This window comes from Arthrobacter sp., from assembly GCF_030540645.1.
GTDB lineage: Bacteria > Actinomycetota > Actinomycetes > Actinomycetales > Micrococcaceae > Specibacter.
Window position 1 is genome coordinate 5,792 of sequence record NZ_JAUNVV010000033.1, and the last position, 19,552, is coordinate 25,343.

15 protein-coding genes and 1 pseudogene are annotated in these 19,552 nt (G+C 62.2%); 15 read left to right on the plus strand and 1 reads right to left on the minus strand.

The window, feature by feature from the left end; translation table 11 throughout:
- The 13 genes and pseudogenes from Q4P21_RS08105 to Q4P21_RS08165 form a co-directional block, all read left to right on the plus strand.
- Positions 1-281 (plus strand): annotated as a pseudogene (locus Q4P21_RS08105) (hypothetical protein); the annotation flags it as partial.
- Positions 282-376: 95 nt separating this feature from the next.
- Positions 377-2,260, plus strand: coding sequence for an APC family permease (locus Q4P21_RS08110; protein WP_303388281.1), 1,884 nt, complete (start codon positions 377-379; stop codon positions 2,258-2,260).
- A 118-nt stretch (positions 2,261-2,378) separates the two neighbouring features.
- Complete coding sequence (locus Q4P21_RS08115) at positions 2,379-4,025, plus strand: protease pro-enzyme activation domain-containing protein (RefSeq protein ID WP_303388282.1); 1,647 nt, start codon at positions 2,379-2,381, stop codon at positions 4,023-4,025.
- A gap of 49 nt (positions 4,026-4,074) precedes the next feature.
- The gene (locus Q4P21_RS08120; RefSeq protein WP_303388283.1) at positions 4,075-4,572 is read left to right on the plus strand and encodes a GNAT family N-acetyltransferase; all 498 of its coding nucleotides are present in this window, start codon (positions 4,075-4,077) and stop codon (positions 4,570-4,572) included.
- A 100-nt stretch (positions 4,573-4,672) separates the two neighbouring features.
- Entirely contained in the window at positions 4,673-6,007 is a 1,335-nt protein-coding gene (locus Q4P21_RS08125; protein WP_303388284.1) for an LssY C-terminal domain-containing protein, read from the plus strand.
- Between the two features lie 62 nt (positions 6,008-6,069).
- The gene (gatC, locus tag Q4P21_RS08130) at positions 6,070-6,366 is read left to right on the plus strand and encodes an Asp-tRNA(Asn)/Glu-tRNA(Gln) amidotransferase subunit GatC (protein WP_207344457.1); all 297 of its coding nucleotides are present in this window, start codon (positions 6,070-6,072) and stop codon (positions 6,364-6,366) included.
- Positions 6,367-6,369: 3 nt separating this feature from the next.
- Positions 6,370-7,923: an Asp-tRNA(Asn)/Glu-tRNA(Gln) amidotransferase subunit GatA gene (gene gatA / locus Q4P21_RS08135; RefSeq protein ID WP_303388285.1), complete on the plus strand. Its 1,554-nt coding sequence runs from the start codon at positions 6,370-6,372 to the stop codon at positions 7,921-7,923.
- Entirely contained in the window at positions 7,923-9,431 is a 1,509-nt protein-coding gene (gene gatB, locus Q4P21_RS08140) for an Asp-tRNA(Asn)/Glu-tRNA(Gln) amidotransferase subunit GatB (RefSeq protein WP_303388286.1), read from the plus strand. Before gatA ends, gatB begins: the two co-directional genes overlap by 1 nt.
- Before the next feature lie 494 nt (positions 9,432-9,925).
- Positions 9,926-10,804 carry a sugar ABC transporter permease gene (locus Q4P21_RS08145; protein ID WP_247647101.1) on the plus strand — a complete coding sequence of 293 codons (879 nt, stop codon included), beginning with the start codon at positions 9,926-9,928 and terminating at the stop codon, positions 10,802-10,804.
- Positions 10,805-10,846: 42 nt separating this feature from the next.
- Positions 10,847-11,785, plus strand: coding sequence for a carbohydrate ABC transporter permease (locus Q4P21_RS08150; RefSeq protein ID WP_303388287.1), 939 nt, complete (start codon positions 10,847-10,849; stop codon positions 11,783-11,785).
- Between the two features lie 79 nt (positions 11,786-11,864).
- Positions 11,865-13,547, plus strand: a complete 1,683-nt coding sequence (locus Q4P21_RS08155) for a twin-arginine translocation signal domain-containing protein (protein ID WP_303388288.1) — start codon at positions 11,865-11,867, stop codon at positions 13,545-13,547.
- Positions 13,548-13,645: 98 nt separating this feature from the next.
- The gene (locus Q4P21_RS08160) at positions 13,646-14,662 is read left to right on the plus strand and encodes a LacI family DNA-binding transcriptional regulator (RefSeq protein WP_303388289.1); all 1,017 of its coding nucleotides are present in this window, start codon (positions 13,646-13,648) and stop codon (positions 14,660-14,662) included.
- 22 nt (positions 14,663-14,684) lie between these two features.
- Entirely contained in the window at positions 14,685-15,902 is a 1,218-nt protein-coding gene (locus Q4P21_RS08165) for a Gfo/Idh/MocA family protein (protein ID WP_303388290.1), read from the plus strand.
- A gap of 98 nt (positions 15,903-16,000) precedes the next feature.
- Here the strand turns inward: Q4P21_RS08165 and Q4P21_RS08170 are convergent, their stop codons facing one another.
- Complete coding sequence (locus Q4P21_RS08170; RefSeq protein ID WP_303388291.1) at positions 16,001-16,936, minus strand: LysR family transcriptional regulator; 936 nt, start codon at positions 16,934-16,936, stop codon at positions 16,001-16,003.
- 117 nt (positions 16,937-17,053) lie between these two features.
- Here Q4P21_RS08170 and tdh point away from each other — a divergent pair, with 117 nt between their 5' ends.
- Both tdh and Q4P21_RS08180 read left to right on the plus strand, forming a co-directional pair.
- Positions 17,054-18,103, plus strand: a complete 1,050-nt coding sequence (gene tdh / locus Q4P21_RS08175; RefSeq protein WP_303388292.1) for an L-threonine 3-dehydrogenase — start codon at positions 17,054-17,056, stop codon at positions 18,101-18,103.
- Positions 18,104-18,150: 47 nt separating this feature from the next.
- Positions 18,151-19,353, plus strand: coding sequence for a glycine C-acetyltransferase (locus Q4P21_RS08180; RefSeq protein ID WP_303388293.1), 1,203 nt, complete (start codon positions 18,151-18,153; stop codon positions 19,351-19,353).
- The last annotated feature ends 199 nt before the right edge of the window (positions 19,354-19,552 follow it).

The following is a 19,552-nucleotide window of genomic DNA, read 5'->3' on the forward strand; positions in this document are numbered from 1 at the left end:
TTGGGGGCGAAAAACCGTTCCCGCTTCCCGTCCAGGCACTTGACCATGCCACCGGCTATCTGTGTGCCGCGGCGGCCGTCAAGGCGTGGCAGGATCGGCTGGGTGGCACGGTGCGCCGGGCGGAGGCTGCCGTCCGCGGCGGTGATAGGCGCCGTCACTGTGGGAACGAGCATTCCGGCCAGCGGATTTGGCTCGGCACCACCTCGGTGGCAGTAATTTCTGCTGGTGAGGTGTGCATATTAGCGGATAATTGGGGTATTTTTGCGCGCCACACCGAATGATTAGCAGTTTTTATGCTTCCTACCCTCCTTGTCCGGGGATAGCGGGCGTACGCTGAAAACAACCGATTGAAGTCATACACAAGGAAGTGTTGACCATGACCATCGCTCATAGTGAAGAGCGCGGGACCTTCGAATCTGCGGACAGCGGCCTCAAACGAAATTTGTCCCTGACGCAGTTATTGTTACTGGGAGTAAGCGCCCAAATTGGATCCGGCTGGCTTTTTGGAGTGTTGGCAGCCGCCGGAGTTGCCGGACCGGCAGCTATTCTTTCTTGGATCATCGCCTCGGTTCTGGTTTTTCTCATCGCCCTGACCTATCTGGAACTCGGTGCAATGCTGCCCCGTTCCGGGGCTATTGTGCGTTATACGTTCCTGAGCCACGGCGCGTTCTCCGGCTGGATCATCGGCTGGGCGTACTGGCTGTCGGTGGTGTCCATCCCACCCATCGAGGCTGAAGCCACGCTGACGTATCTTGGCGGCAGGTTCCCCCAAACCGGGTTCCTGACCACGGTCGACGGCGTGCAGCTGCTGAGCTGGCCACGGGGGATCGTCAGCGGTTTCATCCTGATGGCGCTCTTCTTCGTCTTGAATTTCTTCGGCGCCAAGTTCCTTGCCGAATCCAACCGTTGGGTGACGCTGTGGAAGATCGCCCTGCCGACCCTGACGTTCATTTTTCTGTTCTTCATCCTCAACGGCAGCAACTTCACCTCCTATGGCGGCTTTGCCCCACTCGGCGTTCCACCGATCTTCCACGCCATTGCAACCACCGGCATCATCTTCTCCCTGTTGGGTTTCCGCCAAGCACTGGACTACGGCGGGGAAGTGCGCAACCCCCAGCGCAATGTGCCCTTGGCGACCATCGGGTCCATTGCCATTCCGGCCGTGATTTACACCTTGTTGCAGGTTGCGTTCATCGGTGCCATCAACTGGAAGGACATGGGGCTGCAAGGCGGCCAATGGGACAAGTTGACAACCGGTGGATGGGCGGACGGTCCGCTGTTCCACGCCCTTGACTCCGCCAACCTTGCCGCGTTGGCAGCCTTGGGCACGTTCCTGCTCATCGACGCCGCCATCTCCCCGATGGCTACCGGGTGGGTCTACCTGGGCACCGGAGCCCGCACCGGCTACGGCCTGGGCGTGCACCGGAACGTGCCACGAAAATTCACTGTCAGTAACCGCTTCGGAATTCCCTGGCTGGCACTGCTGGTCTCGGCCGTTGTTGGCTGCGTGTTCTTTGTCCCCGCGCCCAGCTGGTACCAGCTGGTCGGCTTCATCAGCTCCGCAGCCGTGCTGACCTACATCATGGGCGGTGTTGGACTGCCGGTGCTCCGGAAGACCGCCGCCGCCCTCGAACGGCCATTCCGGCTTCGTGCCTTCCATTTCTGGTCACCGATTTCCTTCCTCGCAGCAGTGTTGATTCTGTACTGGAGCGGCTTTTCAACGCTGACCAATGTCATTACCGCCACTTTCATCGGGCTGCCGTTCTTCACGGCCTACTACGCGTGGAAGAGCGGTTGGATTCGTCCAGTGATCAGCGGCATCATCAGCGTCGTGTTCTTTGTCCTGTGGATTTGGATGTCCACGGTCAGCGGATGGGTGTTGACGGGAGGCAACGGCGCGCGACCCGGTGCTTGGCCGTTTATTGTCTACTACACAGTGTTCTGCGTCCTTGTTCTGGCGTTCTGTGGTGCCGTGTGGCTGTTCAGCAATGCCGTTGGACGCCGGCATGTCAACGCCACGTGGTGGCTGATCTGGCTTCTGTTGGCGTCAATGCTCGTCGGCTACCTGGGCGTCTACGGCCCGCTTGACGATCCCATATTCAAGTTCCCGTGGGGCATGGGCGTGGAACTGCTCGTGGGCATCGTGACCTACATCTGGGCCGTCCACTCCGGGTTTGAAACGGATGAAATCAAGGACATCGTGGCCAGTGCTGCACGCACGGGGGACAGCGGCCCCACTCTTGCCGACGGCACAAGCTAAGGCGCCCAGCCGTGAGGGGCGCAGTCAACTCATTGTGCCCTCCACGGAAGGCTCGTATCATCAGCCTTAAGGCGCCCCACAGGCGCATTGGCCGCAGAGGCATGGAACGGTGAGGGACATGAATACAGGCATGGATAATGGCGCCAGCGCGAACCAACACGTCAAACTGCCGGATCTGGTCCCGTTGCCTGGCAGTGAGCGCGAACCCGCAAGAAATTTTGTGCTCGCCCCGCCCGCAGCAAGGGAACTGCGTCCCGGCGCACTCCAGGAAGAGCCGCTTGAAGTCAGTGTGTTCGTGCGCCGCAAGAGTGCCGTCCCGGATAGTGCCCTCGCAGGCGGAATAGCCTCGGAGGGGCTAGCCGAATACGGGGCTAGCAACGAGGACATGGATCTGGTCAAGGAGACATTGGAAGGCCTTGGTGCCACCGTGACGGAGGCCGATGCGGCCAAGCGCAGGTTGCGGGTCCGTGGTCCGGCCGGGCTAATGGGCGGCATCTTCGGGACCACGTTGGAACTGGCGGCGGATACGGGCACCAACAGTTCCGGCACCTACAGGCACAGGACTGGCGGGTTGAGTGTGCCCGCCGCACTGGAGGGGGTGGTTACTGCAGTGCTGGGCCTGGATGACAGGGCGCAGGCACGGACTCAGTTTCACATCTCGCCAGCAGCCTCCGCTTCAATAAGTTACACCCCGCCGCAGCTCGGGGTGATCTACGAGTTTCCCGAGGGCACGGACGGCTCGGGTCAAACCGTGGCGATCATTGAACTTGGTGGCGGGTTTGACCAAGGCGACTTGGACGCCTACTTTGCCGGTCTGGGCATTACCAGTCCCACCGTCACCGCCGTCAGTGTGGACGGGGCGGTGAATGTACCAGGCCAGGATCCGCAAGGTGCCGACGGGGAAGTACTCTTGGACATCCAGGTGGTCGGTGCACTGGCACCGGGTGCCGCGATCAAGGTGTACTTCGCCCCCAACACGGATGCCGGTTTTGCAGACGCAATAGTCCAAGCCACCCACGACACGCCCACACCGGCGGTCATCAGCGTCAGCTGGGGCCAAAGTGAGGATGAGTGGACGGAGCAGGCACGCCAAACGATGGACAGCGCGTTTGTGGACGCCGCCCTGCTGGGTGTGTCCGTCACGGTTGCCGCCGGTGACAATGGCAGCGCCGATGCGACTGCCGACGGGCGGAACCACACGGACTTCCCGGCCTCCAGTCCACATGCGCTGGCGTGCGGAGGGACACGGCTTTTGGCCAACCCGGCCACCGGGCAGGTGTCTGCGGAGACAGTGTGGAATGACGCCACCAATTCTGCCACCGGCGGAGGTGTCAGCGACACTTTTCCACTTCCAACATGGCAGCAACATGTGAGAGTTTCGGCGGGAACGAAGCCGCCCAAGGTTCCCACCGGCCGTGGAGTGCCGGACGTGGCAGCCGTAGCCGACCCGCAAACCGGCTACCAAGTACGGGTCGACGGCCAGGACATGGTCATTGGCGGCACCAGCGCCGTCGCTCCGCTGTGGGCTGCGCTCATTGCGCGCCTGTCCCAATCCGCCGGGCACGGGCTGGGTCTGCTGCACCCGGTCCTTTACGCCAACGCCGCCACGGGTCAGGCTGCGCCGGGGTTCCGGGACATCACCGTTGGAAACAACGGCAGCTACAACGCCACCCCGGGGTGGGACGCCTGCACGGGGCTCGGCGTGCCCAAGGGCCGCGAGCTGGGGAAGTTGTTCACAGGCAACCAAGACGGTGGGAAGGCATAATAGGCACTGAATAAACACCTGATTCACAGCCTGAGGACCCCCTACGCGCATGAGCATTGCAGTTCGACCCATCACCACAGCAGACTACGACGCCGTTGCGCGAATCACAGCAGACGCCTACCTTGGCGCGGGGTACTTTGACAGTGTCGAATACCCCTATATGCAAAAGATCATGCGGGTGGGGGAGCGTGCGGCAGCGGCGCACATCATCGTGGCCGAGCGCGAGGGAGTGGTCATCGGCTCGGCCACACTGGCAGTCTTCGGTGACGAGTGGGCCGACATCGCCTTGACCGATGAACTGGAATTCCGTCTTCTGGTGGTGGATCCGAAGGTGCAGCGAAGCGGTGCCGGACGTGCCATGGTGTCCTGGATTTTGGAGCGGGCCCGCGCAGATGCGGGCATCCATGCGGTCAGCCTCACCACAGGGGATGACTGGCAGGCGGCGCACGCCCTGTATCGCAAGCTTGGCTTCTCGCGGGTTCCCTCGCGCGATTGGCCCATCCCGGAAAATGGAAAGATGCTCCGCGTTTACCGAATGGCGCTGTAAAAGCCGTATAAGCGGAACTGCGCGGGCAGGGGCATGCAGCCCGGCACTATGATGGCCACATGCGCACCCCCTCACCTAACGATTCCAAGGATCACCGGCGATGAACAAGAAGCAGGGGAATCCCAAGAGTGGGCGGCGGCGTTCCATCAACGCTGTGGTGGACAACATTGCCTTCGCCTTCAGCGGCCTCGCAGCAGTGTGGCTGGCGTGGCTGGTCCTTTCCGAAGGATTCGTCTGGGGCTGGACCGTGATTCTGTTCTTCGTCCTGTTCTGGTTGGTTCTGGCCTATTTGGTGCTGCCCCGCCTCCACCGCATTCTGACATCCATCTACGTTCCGGACTACTTCATTGGCCGGGCTCGGACCAGCGACGGATTGCTGGGTGATCCCATCAACCTTGCCATTGTCGGCAGTGAAGCCCAGCTGCATGAGGCCATGACCCGGTCCGGCTGGATTCGGGCGGATCCGGTGACTTTTGCCTCGAGTTGGCGGATCGTCACCTCCACCATCTTCAGGCGAAGCTACGATGAGGCTCCGGTGAGCCCGCTGTTGTTATTTGGCCACCAGCAGGATCTCGCCTATCAGCAGGAAGTGGCAGGAAATCCGGCCAAGCGGCACCACGTGCGGTTCTGGCGTTGCCCGGATGGTTGGCTGCTTCCTGGCGGGCATGGGGCCGACTGGTTGGCTGCGGGGACCTTTGACCGGGCCGTGGGCTTTTCACTTTTTACCTTGCAGATCACGCACAAGATCGACGCAGACACTGACACGGAGCGGGACCACATCGTGGAAACGCTCAAGTCGGGCGGCCCCGGGATCGAGGTGCGGGTGATCGAGGATTTCGCCACCGGCTACCACTCACGCAACGGCGGCGGGGACAGTATCGAAACCGACGGCAACCTGCCCGTGGTCGACGTCGGACCTGTCACCATTGCCGCTGACGGCAACCCACTGGGCCCGGACCTGGCTGCGCGAAGGGCCGCACTGGCACGCAGGCGCCCCGCATCCACGGCCTTGGGGGTGGTCCTGATGGCTATCCGCGTGGTGGTGGGACTGGTGACGGTGGCCATGATTGTCACGCAGTGGCCAGTACTTCTTGACGATGCCGGCGTGTCCTTGACCACTGCGGACCAGCAAATATTGACGGTGGTGCGCATCATCGTCATCGTGGTGGGGGCCGTGGGTGTTGCCGCCTACCTGCTGCTTGCCATTGGTGTGTTCCGCGGAAGCAACTGGGCCAGGATAGCGTCGATGGCCTACAGCGGGCTGCTCGTGGCCATTGCAGCATTTGCCTTCTTCAGCGGCGAGTCCACCACACTGACCACCAACGTGTTCGGCCTCCCGCTGGACATTCTGGTGCTGCTTGCCTTGTCCGCCCACAAGTCCCGGGTGTGGGCGCGCAGGGGCGAAGAACCCGCTCTAAAGGCAGGCGGGATTTGACCCTGTCTGAGGCGACTAAGCTAGTAGCGACACAAATATTCTTTTTCTTATAGGGGAGATCCATGGCTGCGATCAACCGTGACGAGGTGGCGCATCTGGCGCAACTGGCTCACATCGAGATGAGCGACGACGAACTGGACCGCATGGCCACTGAACTGGCAGTGATTGTGGATTCGATCAAGAGCGTCAGCGAGGCTGCAGGGGACGACGTTCCCGCCACCTCACACCCGATTCCGCTGACAAACGTCATGCGCGAAGATGTGGTGGGCCACGTGCTCACAGTGGAAGAAGCGCTCTCCGGCGCCCCGGATGCCGCCTCCGGCCGTTTCAAGGTGCCCGCAATTTTGGAGGAAAGCTAAACCATGACTGCCAACGAACTGATTCGTTCAAGCGCGTCCGCCATGGCCGCCAAGCTGGCCGCCAAGGAGGTGTCCGCCGTCGAACTGACCCAGGCGCACCTTGACCGCATTGCCGAGGTCGACGGCGGCGCGCGCGGCGTCCACGCATTCCTGCACGTGAACACCGACGAAGCGCTCGCCGTCGCAGCTGACGTCGATGCGCGCCGCGCTGCCGGGGAAGAACTGCATGAGCTGGCCGGTGTGCCGATCGCCGTCAAGGACCTGATCGTCACGAAGGGCCAGCCCACCACGGCAGCCTCCAAGATCCTCGAGGGCTGGATGAGCCCCTACGACGCCACCGTGGTGAAAAAGCTGCGCGAAGCACGGATGCCGTTGCTGGGCAAGACGAACTTGGACGAATTCGCCATGGGTTCCTCCACTGAGCACTCCGCCTACGGCCCCACCCGCAACCCCTGGGACCTCGACCGGATCCCCGGTGGTTCCGGTGGCGGCTCCGCTGCCGCAGTGGCGGCATTTGAGGCGCCACTGGCGCTGGGCACGGATACCGGCGGTTCCATCCGCCAGCCCGGCGCCGTCACCGGAACCGTGGGCGTGAAGCCCACCTACGGTGCCGTTTCACGCTACGGCGCCATCGCCATGGCATCCTCATTGGACCAGATCGGCCCGGTTTCGCGCACCGTTTTGGACTCCGCGCTGTTGCAGGAAGTCATCGGTGGCTACGACCCACTGGACTCCACCTCGCTGACCGACCCGTCCACCGGCCTCGTCGCCGCTGCCCGTTTGGGCAACGTGAAGGGCATGAAGGTCGGCGTCATCAAGGAACTGCACGGCGAAGGCTTCCAGGCCGGTGTTGAAAACCGCTTCAACGAGTCCGTGGAACTGCTGCGCAGCGCCGGGGCTGAGATCGTCGAGGTCTCCTGCCCGAACTTTGGCTACGCACTCGGTGCCTACTACCTGATCATGCCGTCGGAGGCTTCCTCCAACCTGGCCAAGTACGACGGCGTCCGCTTCGGCATGCGCACGCTGCCCACCGAGGGCCCGCTCACCATTGAGCGCGTCATGAGCGCCACCCGCGCTGCCGGCTTCGGCGACGAGGTCAAGCGCCGCATCATCCTGGGCACCTACGCACTGAGCGCCGGCTACTACGACGCCTACTATGGCTCGGCCCAGAAGGTGCGCACGCTCATCCAGAACGACTTCGCCGCAGCCTTCGCGCAGGTGGACGTGCTGATTTCCCCGACGTCGCCCGTGACGGCGTTCAAGTTGGGCGAGAAGATCCACGACCCGCTGTCGATGTACCTGAACGACATTGCCACGATCCCGGCGAACCTGGCCGGTGTGCCCGGACTGACCCTGCCGGGTGGCTTGGCCGATGAAGACGGTTTGCCTGTTGGCATCCAGCTGCTGGCCCCGGCCCGCGAGGACGCCCGCCTGTACCGTGTGGGCGCCGTGCTGGAATCTCTGCTGGAAGCCCAGTGGGGCGGTCCCATCCTGGACAAGGCACCAGCGCTGGCCGAGCTTGTCAAGACCGCTGCTGCAGCCAAGGAGGCTAACTAATGAGCACCGAGACCATTTTGAGCTTCGAAGAAGCCATGGAAAAGTACGACCCCGTCCTGGGCTTTGAGGTTCACGTTGAGTTGAACACGAAGACCAAGATGTTCTCCTCGGCCCCCAACGTCTTTGGCGATACGCCAAACTCCAACGTCAACGAAGTGTGCCTGGGCCTGCCCGGCGTGCTGCCGGTGGTGAACAAAAAGGCTGTGGAGTCCTCGATCCTGATCGGGTTGGCGCTGAACTGCAAGATCGCCGAGCACTGCACGTTCGCCCGCAAGCAGTACTTCTACCCGGACACCCCGAAGAACTTCCAGACCTCCCAGTACGAGGACCCGATCTGCTACGACGGCTGGCTGGACATTGAGCTCGAGGACGGCACGGTTTTCCATGTTGAGATCGAGCGCGCCCACATGGAGGAAGACGCCGGAAAGCTCACCCACATGGGTGGCGCCACCGGCCGCATTCAGGGCGCCGACTTCTCCCTCGTGGACTACAACCGCTCCGGTGTGCCGCTGGTGGAGATTGTCACCAAGCCCATCGAAGGCGCCGGTTCACGCGCCCCCGAGCTGGCCAAGGCCTACGTTGCGGCCGTGCGTGAAATCGTGAAGAACCTGGGCGTTTCCGACGCCAAGATGGAGCGCGGCAACGTCCGTTGCGATGCGAACGTCTCCCTGCGCCCCTACGGTCAGGAAAAGTTCGGCACGCGCACCGAGACGAAGAACGTGAACTCGCTGCGCGCCGTCGAGAATGCGGTGAAGTTTGAGATCCAGCGCCACGCTGCCGTCCTCGATTCCGGAGTGAAGATCATCCAGGAAACCCGTCACTGGCATGAGGACACGAAGTCGACGACGTCGGGGCGCCCCAAGTCCGACGCCGACGACTACCGCTACTTCCCGGAGCCCGACCTGGTGCCCATCGTGACCACGGCCGAATGGGTCGAGGAGCTGCGCGCCACCCTGCCCGAGCCGCCGGCCGAGCGCCGCAAGCGACTGCAGGCCGACTGGGGCTATTCGGATCTGGAATTCCGCGATGTGGTCAATGCCGGTCTCATGGGCGAAATCGAGGAAACCATTGCCGCCGGTGCTTCTGCGGCAGCGGCGCGCAAGTGGTGGATGGGCGAGATTGCCCGCCGCGCCAAGCTGGCCGACGTCGACCCCGCAGCGTTGGGCGTCACGCCCGCCGTCGTGGTGGAGATTGAAAAGCTGATCGCCGCAGGGTCCATCAATGACAAGCTGGCCCGCAAGGTCCTGGACGGCGTCCTTGAAGGCGAAGGCACACCGGCAGAAGTCGTGCAGAAGCGCGGGCTCGCCGTGGTGTCCGACGACGGTGCCCTGCAGACGGCCATCGATGAAGCCCTGGCGGCCCAGCCCGACGTGGCGGATAAGATCCGTGGCGGCAAGGTTCAGGCCGTGGGAGCCATTGTGGGCGGCGTCATGAAGGTGACCCGCGGGCAGGCCGACGCCGGCCGTGTGCGCGAGTTGATCCTGAAGACGCTCGGCGTGGAGGGCTGACACCAGCCCGCTGCGCTCAGGCTTGTAGCGACCCAGCTTGTAGCGACCCAGCCCCCGTTTGTGCTTTCAGTGTCCCGTCCATCGGGCGCCTAAAGCGCAAACGGGGGCTTTTTGCTGCCTGAACAGCCCAAGATGTTCGAATTACCTCCCGAGCCCTGTCCATTTGGCTCAATTCAAAACAATACCCATCAGTAGCTTGCAGAAGTGATCTGTGACACTTATGTTTGTTAAACGGTTAACCGACCAGCTGGCCCAGAACACGGGCCGAGGCGAGTATGTCGGGGGAGCACCGTGGAAACGAATCAGGAGAGTCGATGAGCCAGACCCAACAGGAGCCGGTGAAGCAGCTTCAAGCAGCCGTTGAGCAGACCAGCCAACCGACTGGCCCCACCAAGGCGCCCAGCCGCAAACAGCGCTCAAAAAAGCTTGCCCATCACGACGGTGTAGCAGTCCGCGCAGTCTCGTGGAAGCTCAGGCTGCGCCGTGACAAGCAGATGCTGCTGATGATGATTCCCGGCGTCATTTTCCTGGCCCTGTTCTTTTACATCCCCATCCTGGGCAACGTCATCGCCTTTCAGGACTACCAGCCGTTCCTGGGCATCACCGGCAGCGACTGGGTGGGCGTGCAGAACTTCTTCGATCTCTACTTCAACCCGGATTTCTGGGTGGCATTGCGCAACACCATCGTGCTGGCTGTGTGGCAGCTGCTGCTGTTCTTCCCCGTACCGTTGGGCCTGGCCCTGATTGTCGACTCACTGATCAGTACCAGGATCCGCCGCTGGTTCCAATCACTGGTCTACCTGCCGCACTTCCTGTCATGGGTTTTGGTCATCGCCTTGTTCCAGCAGGTGCTGGGCGGGGCGGGACTGGTCAACAACTCACTGCGCGATCTGGGTCTGGACACCATCCCGTTCATGACGAACCCGGACACCTTCCCCCTGCTGGCCACCATCCAGCTGGTCTGGAAGGACGCAGGGTGGGCCATGATCATCTTCCTGGCTTCCCTGGCCGCCATTGACGGCTCGCTCTACGAAGCAGCCGCTGCGGACGGTGCCGGACGGTGGCGTCGTATGTGGCACATCACGCTTCCAGGCCTGCGCTCCATCATCGTGTTGCTGCTGATCCTGCGCATTGGCGACATCCTCAGCGTCGGCTTTGAACAGTTCCTCCTCCAGCACGACGCCGTCGGGCCAGGTGCCGCAGAAGTGCTGGATACCTTCACGTACTTTGCCGGAGTTGTCGGTGGCGGCTGGAGCATGGGCGCTGCCGCAGGACTGGCCAAGGGCGTCGTTGGGGCACTGTTGATCTTTGCCGCCAACAAGTTCGCGCACAAAATGGGCGAGCCCGGAATCTTTCAAAAGAAGGTCGGCTAGTTCCCGGCCCCCGCCAGGACTATGCCGCAACAGGAGACAATCATGACGACGACAATTCATGAACGGCGAACAGCCAAACGCCAGGCCAAGGGCCTGACCTTCAACCCCTCCCGCCCCGTGTGGAAGGAACCGGCTTCACCGTTCTATAACGCCATCAAGGCAGTGATCATCGGTGGAATCACCCTTTCCATCGTGCTCCCGATCCTCCTAGTGGTCTCCACGTCCATTGCCGACGATGACCAGCTCATCGCCGCCGGCGGATTCGTGCTGTGGCCCACGCACCCGACCTTTGCCGCCTACCAGGCGATCTTCAGCGGTGAGTTCATGTTCCGTGCGCTGGGTGTCAGCGCCTTCATCACGGCGGTGGGCACCTTCCTGGCGCTCTTCGTCACGATCACGATGGCCTATGCCACCAGCCGTCCGGTCATGTTCGGCCGTCCTGTGCTGCTGTTGGTCCTGTTCACCCTGCTCTTTGCCCCTGGGCTGATTCCGATGTTCCTGATGGTCAAGCAGCTGGGCCTGCTGAACTCTGTATGGTCGCTGATTCTGCCAGGCACCTTTGCCGCCTTCAACTTCGTGGTGATGCGCTCCTTCTTCATGAACATTCCCGTTGAGCTCATTGAAGCGGCGCGGATCGACGGTGCCAGCGACTTCATGATCCTGCGCAAGATTGTCCTTCCGCTCTCCAAGGCTGTCATCGCCGTCGTGGGGCTGTTCTATGCGGTGAGTTTTTGGAACGCATTCTTCAACGCCATGCTGTACATCAACGACCAGACCCTGTACCCGGTACAGCTGGTGCTGCGCAACTATGTGGTCCAGGGCGGCTCCATGGCTGAAGCCATTGGCGTCACGTCCGCACCGCCGCCGCAGTCAATGCAGATGGCAATTGTGGTAATCGCGCTCCTGCCGATCCTGCTTGTCTACCCCTTCCTTCAAAAGCACTTCAACAAGGGCGTCATCACCGGCGCCATCAAGGGCTGACCGGCACCAAGTCGAGCAGCAACAGCAACGCAAAAACAAGCTTCATCAACTTTTCATCATCTACAGAAATGGGTCCATCATGAAACGCTCCAGCAACGGCGTTGCAGTTTCACGCCGCAATTTCCTTGGCCTCGCCGGAATCTCCGTCGCGGCCGTGGCGCTCAGCGGAACATTGTCAGCGTGCGGAAACCAGTCTGAAAAGAGCGGTGGGGCTGTCGCCTCCAAAACGGTAACGCTGCCCACCTACAAGGAGTTCACTGCCGTCACTGCGGAACTGGCAGGCAATTCAGATGGTTTGGAAGCTGGCTTCATCGCCATGCCCAAGCCCGTTGCCTCGACCACGGCCAAACCCTTGACAGGTCCTGTCAGCGTCCTGTCCGAGACGTTCGAGGTCATGGCACCGGCCATGCCGGACAACGATTTCTGGCAGCGCCTGAACACCTCGCTGGGAGGGGAGTTCAACATGCAGATTGTTGAAGACATCGGAGACGGATACCCCGCCAAATTTGCCACGATCCTAGCCAGCGACACCCTGCCGGATCTCATGTGGATCCCACCGAACCAGGGCATCCCGAACGTCGGACCGATGCTGGAAGCCAAGTTTGAGGACCTGACCCCCCACCTTTCCGGTGACGCCGTGCTGAAGTACCCCAACCTGGCCGCACTCAAGCCCGATTCCTGGCGCACCGCCGTCGTCAACGGGAAAATCTGGGGTGCCCCCATCCCCAGCACGCCGTTTGGCCAGGTCATGGTCGGCAACAAGGCCACGTGGGAAAAGGTGGGCGGCCTGAACGCCAAGGACGCCGACGAGTTCTTCGACAAGGTCAAGGAATTGAGCGATCCCGCCAAGAAGCAGTACGCCCTGGAACCGGCCTACATCAACATGCTCCACATGATCACCGAATGGCTGGGCGCCCCCAACGGCTGGGCCGTCAACGCTGACCGCAGCCTGACCCACCTGTATGAGACGGACGCCTACGTGGCCGGCCTGGAATACGCCGCCAAGCTCTTCGCCGCCGGCGCCTTCTACCCCGACGTCAACGTCACGAACACCAAGGCCAAGATCATCAACGGCTCCCTCGGCGCCGTAGTGACATCCGGCCCGCGCGACCTCGGCAGCTACAAGGCGCTGGACGCAAAAACGGACATTGAAATCCTGGTGCCCTTCAGCTTCGACGGCACCATCAAGCCCACCTATGACATGGGCTACGGAACTGTAGGATTCACAGCGTTCAAGAAGGCCGACGAAGCGCGCATCAAGGAACAGCTGGAGCTGGTCAACTGGCTCTCTGCGCCCTTTGGCACGGAAGAATACCTCATGAAGAACTACGGCCAGGCCGGGAAGGACTTCGACTTTGACGCCGATGGCAACCCGATCCTTACCAAGGAAGGGTTGAAGGATCTGCCCGGGGTGGTCAGTGCATTGAACATCATGACCGCACCGGAACGGGTGAACTTCAACCCCGGCTTCCCCGACGTGACGAAGTATGTCTACGAGACCGAAAAGCAGCTGCTCGAATTTGCGTGGCGCAACCCCACGAACGGTTCCTACTCCGACACCAATGCCAAGGTCGGCCCGAAAATCACCAAGATTGTGCGGGACAAGACGATCGACATCATCACCGGCCGTGCCCAGGTCTCCGAGCACGCAGATGTCCTCAAGCGCTGGAAGTCCGAGGGCGGAGATAAAATCCGTGAGGAATATGCTGCAGACTTGAACCCTGAAGCCCCCGTGTTCACCTTGCAGCCCGTCAAAAAGTAGCGGTTCATTTCTCCCGAGGGTTGCCGGCACACTGCTATGGTGGGCCGGCGACCTTGGACAAGGCAACCCTCATCAACACGAAGAAGGAGGCGGTTGGCATGAGCATGCCCACCATCAAAACTGTGGCGGCAGAGGCGGGAGTTTCCACCGCAACGGTCTCCTACGTGTTGGCTGGCCGGACCAAGAGTAAGGGTTCAGGCATTTCCGAGGCCACCACAGAGCGGGTGCGCGCTGCCGCCACTCGGCTGGGCTACCGGCCCAACCAAGCGGCACGAACCATCCGGACCGGCAAGTCGAATTTGATGATGCTCTCGTTGACCATGCTGTCGGACCCGTGGTCGTTGTCCGTGAGCAAAGCCGTGGGCGCCGCCGTCGCTGCGGCCGGGATTACGCCGATGATCCTTGCCGACACGGACTGGCGCACGGCGATCAAACGCCAAGGGGCCGACGTCATCTTCATCGATGCTGCCGATGAGGACGGTGACGCCCAACTTCTGGCCAAATTGGCCAAGAGCAACAAACTGGTGGTGTTCAGTGAAACGCTGGCGCCGGATGGTTTTGATGTGATCCGTTCCCTTGCCGGAGACAGCATGGATCAAGCCATGGACCATTTGACCGCCGGCAGTAGCAAAGTTGCGTGCTTGACACCGGCCCGCAGCCTGCGCACCACCGCCCCGCCCAGGTATGGCGCGTACCTAGCAGGTCTCAAACGGGCCGGTCTGGCATTCCGCAACGATTATGTTGCGCCTTTTGAAGGTGAGGAAATGGGTGCCTATCAGGCCACCTTGGCGTTGTTGCAGCAACCGGACCCCCCAACGGCCATCTTTGCCACCTCTGACTTTGCTGCCATCGCAGCCATCCAAGCGGCACTCGGGCTGCGGCTCGCCGTGCCGCAGGATCTTGTAGTTTTCGGCGTTGGCAACACCACCCAGGGCGAGGCCATGGTTCCGTCATTGAGCAGCGTTGGCCCGGTGGGTTTTTTCTCAGGTCTGGCTGAGTTCCTGGTGCATCGGGCACAGCATCCAGATGCACCCGCCACTGTGTTGGAATTCCCATGGCAACTACTGGTCCGCGAATCATCGACCGTCCGCAATACTTGTGAAATTTTTGAATGACGTGAAAGAGAGAAGAGAACTTGTGACTGATTTACTGGCAGAGGCACCTGAGTATGCACGGAAAACCACGGACCTGCGGGTCGGAATCGTTGGTTTCGGACTGCGGGCCTCGCTGTGGCGGCACGTACACAAGCCTGGCGCCGGGTCCGAGGTGGTCATGGTCTGTGACATCTCGGAGCGCGGCCGCAAGGATGCGGCGGAGAAAATTCCGACGGCGACCATCACCTCCAGCCTGGATGAACTGTTGGGTGCCGGGCTGGATGCGGTGCTGGTTCTCACCCCGGACAACCGCCACGCAGAAATCGCGGTACAGACGTTGAAGGCGGGCATCGCCACGTTCTGCGAAAAGCCGCTGGATGTCACGTTGGAGGCGGCAGATGCCATTCTCACCGCGGCGTACACCAGCGGAACGCGGCTGTATGTGGGACATAACATGCGCCACATGCCGGTGGTGGTGCAGATGCGCGAGCTGATCCAAGCTGGCACCATTGGCGAGGTCAAGGCCGTATGGTGCCGGCACTTTGTTGGCAACGGCGGAGACTACTACTTCAAGGACTGGCACGCCGAACGCGCCAACACCACCAGCCTGCTGCTGCAAAAGGGTGCGCACGACATTGACGTGATCCACTGGCTCGCCGGCGGCTACTCGAAGCGGGTTTCGGCGATCGGCGACCTGGCCGTCTACGGGTCCATCACCAACCGCCGGGACAACAGCGACCGCCGCATGGGCGACTGGTTCTCACTGGAGAATTGGCCGCCCACGGAGCAGACGGAACTGAACCCCGTCATCGACGTGGAGGACATTTCCATGATGCAGATGGTCTTGGACAATGGAGCGCTGGCCTCCTACCAGCAGTGCCACTTCACGCCCGACTACTGGCGCAACTACACGGTCATCGGCACGAAGGGCCGGATTGAGAACTTCGGCGACGGACCCGGGGACTTCATCCACGTCTGGACCACCCGCAGCCAGGGCGGATTTGTAGAGCCGGATCAAAAAGTGGAGATCAAGGACGGGGACGGCGGCCATGGCGGCGCGGACCCGCTGCTGATCGCCGAGTTCCTACGCTTCGCGCGCGACGGCGGCGCCACCGCCACTTCGCCTGTGGCCGCACGCGCCTCCGTGGCCGCTGGCGTTCTGGCTGCGCAGTCACTGCGCAGCGGCGGCGGCGCGCTTAATGTGCCGGATCTCCCGGCCGAACTCATCGCGTACTTCGACGCAGGCCAGCCGGCCCGGTAGGAGGAACCCTGCGGTGACGGCGTGCCATGCTGGCGGCGGCTGGTGAAAATTCACGGCCCGCCGCCAGCATGGCCCGCCGCCGGCGGAACGGGGTGGGATCAGTCGGCGGTCAGTTCAGCCATGACGTCCTGCAGTGCCTTGGCCACGAGCATCACGGACGTGCGCTTGAAGTTCTCCGGGCGGGCCAGCAGATCGATGCGGCGCCGTGTGCTGATGCCGGTCAGCGGACGCAGCACCACGCCCGGGTTCAAGGCCGGGCTGGAGGTGTACCGGGGCAGCAGGCCAATGACCTCGCCCGTGGACACGAGTGCGGCTGCCGCCAGGTAGTCGTTGATGCGGTGCACCACGTTGATGGGTTGGCTGGCCACGGCGCCGATGGCAGTGAGCATGTCCGCGGGGGAGTAGCCACTGCGACTGGCCACCCACGGGTAAGCCACCACGTCTTGCGGTGACAAGGATGCCTTTGCCGCCAGCGGATGATCCGCTGCCACGGCGATGTCCAGCGGTTCATGGGCCAAGGGGATGACACGAACCCGGGATTGCGGCCATTCAGGGCTGTGGTCCATGCGGTGCGCCAGCACTAAATCGTACTTGGCGGTCAGTGCCGGGAAGTCGTGCTGGGCCACGTCCTCGTCCGAAAACTTTAGTCGCGGCACTCCGACGTTGTGTGTTGGCGTAGCATCCCTCATGGCTGCCAAGCGACGCACCAGCGGCGCGAAGAGGGCCTGCCCTGCACTGTGGAAACCGCTGATCGTGACGGTTCCGCCGGCGTCGTGCTGGTAGGCACCAATGGCGGCCTTGGCCGTGGCCATGGCGTTGGCGACTTCCGCGCCGGCGTCGGCAAGCACCCGGCCGGCATCCGTCAGGACAAGATTTCGGCCGTCCTTGCGTGTCAGCGGGATGTCCACCTGGCGCTGGAGCAGCGAAATTTGCTGGGATACGGCCGACGGCGTGATGGATAAGGTTTCGGCGACCGCCTTGACGCTTCCCAGCTCTCCGAGCTCGCGCAGCATTTGCAGTTGGTGAAGGTCCATTCCGCCAGAATACCATTTAGTAATTACTTAATCGTTGATGGAGAAAGTATCGATTGTGCTAAACGGTTTTAGGGGCTGTAATGGAAAGCACACCACCAAAAGAAGGAAGTCGTACCCATGAAGGCCCTCTACAAATCCGGTGCGCATGCCGGGTTCGAACTCGTCGACCGGCCGGAACCTGAAACCGGGTCCAGTGACGTAAAAATCAAGGTCAGCACGACGGGCCTGTGCGGCACCGACCTGCACATCCAAGCATGGGATGCATGGGCTGCGGCAACCATCAAAACGCCGCTGATCCCGGGCCATGAATTTTACGGCGAGGTGGTGGAAGTGGGTGCCGACGTCCGCACTGTCAATATTGGGGACAAGGTCTCCGGCGAAGGGCACGTGGTTTGCGGCATGTGCCGCAACTGCCGCGCCGGGCGCCGCCACATGTGCATCAACACGGTTTCGGTGGGTGTACAGCGCGACGGTGCGTTTGCCGAATACGTGGTGATCCCCGAATCAAACGTCTGGGTACACCACGACCCTTCCATCACCGATGAGCTGGGCGCACTCTTTGACCCGCTGGGCAATGCAGTTCACACCGCACTGAGTTTCGACCTGGTGGGGGAGGACGTACTGATCACCGGTGCGGGGCCGATCGGGCTCATGGCCGTCGCCGTGGCCCGCCACGCCGGCGCACGCAAGATCGCCATCACCGATGTCTCGGAACCGAGATTGGCCATGGCCGCTTCGATGGGCGCAGACCTGGCCGTCAACGTCGCCACCACACGGTTGAGGGACGCCCAGCGGGAACTCGGCCTGCGCGAGGGATTCGACGTCGGCATGGAAATGTCCGGCCACCGCACCGCGCTGCCGGAGATGATAGAGAACATGAACCACGGCGGACGGATTGCCATGCTGGGCCTGCCGAGTGAGTCCATCGACATCAACTGGTCCAAAATGGTCACGCACATGCTCACGCTCAAGGGAATCTACGGCCGTGAAATGTATGAGACGTGGTACACCATGAGTGCCATGGTCTGCTCCAACCCGGTCCTGCGTGCAGCGGTGTCCTCCGTGGTCACGGACCGCCTGCCCGCCACCGAATGGGAACAGGCCTTTGACATTGCAAAATCCGGCCAAGGTGGCAAAGTGCTCCTTGACTGGTCCGTCTTTTCCTAAGCTCACCCACCCGCCCCCGCCATTCGAACCCTCACCCAAGGAGCACCATGTACACCGCAATGAAAGACCAGCTCGCCGCGGAGCTGGATGAAATCCGTGCCGCAGGGTTGTTCAAAACCGAACGGCGTATCACCTCGCCGCAGTCCAGCCATGTCTCGGCCGGGCCGCTGGATGGTGCCAGTTCAACAGTGCTGAACTTTTGCGCCAACAACTACCTGGGCCTGGCCGACCACCCAGAGATCATCGCCGCAGCCAAGGCCGCCATGGACAGCCACGGCTTTGGCATGGCCAGCGTCCGCTTCATCTGCGGTACCCAGGACCTGCACCTCCAGCTGGAAACCGCCGTCTCGGACTTCCTGGGCACCGAGGAAACCATTCTGTTCTCCTCCTGCTTTGACGCCAACGGCGGTGTGTTTGAATCCTTGTTCGGTGCCGGGGACGCGATCATTTCCGACGCGCTGAACCACGCCTCCATCATCGACGGCATCCGCCTGTCCAAGGCCTCCCGCTTCCGCTACGCCAACCAGGATATGGCAGACCTGGAAACACAGCTGCAGGCCGCCGCTGCCATGAACGACGGCGCCGGGGCCCGCCGCACCATCATCGTCACCGATGGCGTGTTCTCCATGGACGGTTTCCTGGCTCCCTTGGAAGCCATCTGCGACCTCGCCGAAAAATATGATGCCCTTGTCATGGTGGACGATTCCCACGCCGTCGGCTTCATGGGAGCCACCGGCGCAGGCACCCCCGAGCACGCAGGAGTGGGGGATCGCATCGACATCTACACCGGCACCTTCGGCAAGGCACTCGGCGGTGCCTCCGGCGGCTACGTCTCTGGCCGGAGCGAGATCGTGGCCATGTTGCGCCAAAAGGCCCGCCCCTACCTGTTCTCCAACTCCCTGGCCCCGGCGATCGTGGCCGCGACGCTCAAGGCCTTGGAGCTGGTGGCAGGTTCCGCCGCACTGCGCACCCGCCTGTTCGAAAATGCCGATCTGTTCCGCAGCCGCATGGCCGAGGAAGGCTTTGAACTGCTCCCCGGGGAGCACGCCATTGTCCCCGTCATGTTTGGCGATGCAGCCGAGGCCGCCCGCGTGGCTGATGAGATGCTGCGTCACGGCGTGTTCGTCACGGCGTTCAGCTTCCCCGTGGTTCCCCGCGGTGCAGCACGAATCCGTGTTCAGCTCTCGGCCAGCCACAGCCCGGAAGACGTGGAAGCGGCTGTCCAGGCATTCGTTGCGGCCCGCGGCTGAGTTGACGCGCAACTGGCTGTGGCCGCACTGTTCCGCGGTATGAAGTCGCGTACGGTTAGGGGCTAATGATGCGCGGTTCCTGTTGTGGCGCACCATTGGCAGCAAACCGTGCGCGGCTCCTGTTCAACGGCGTGCGGACCCGATGCGCGAAGCACTGACGGTGCATGCATGGCAGGATGAAAGCATGACTTTGGCATGG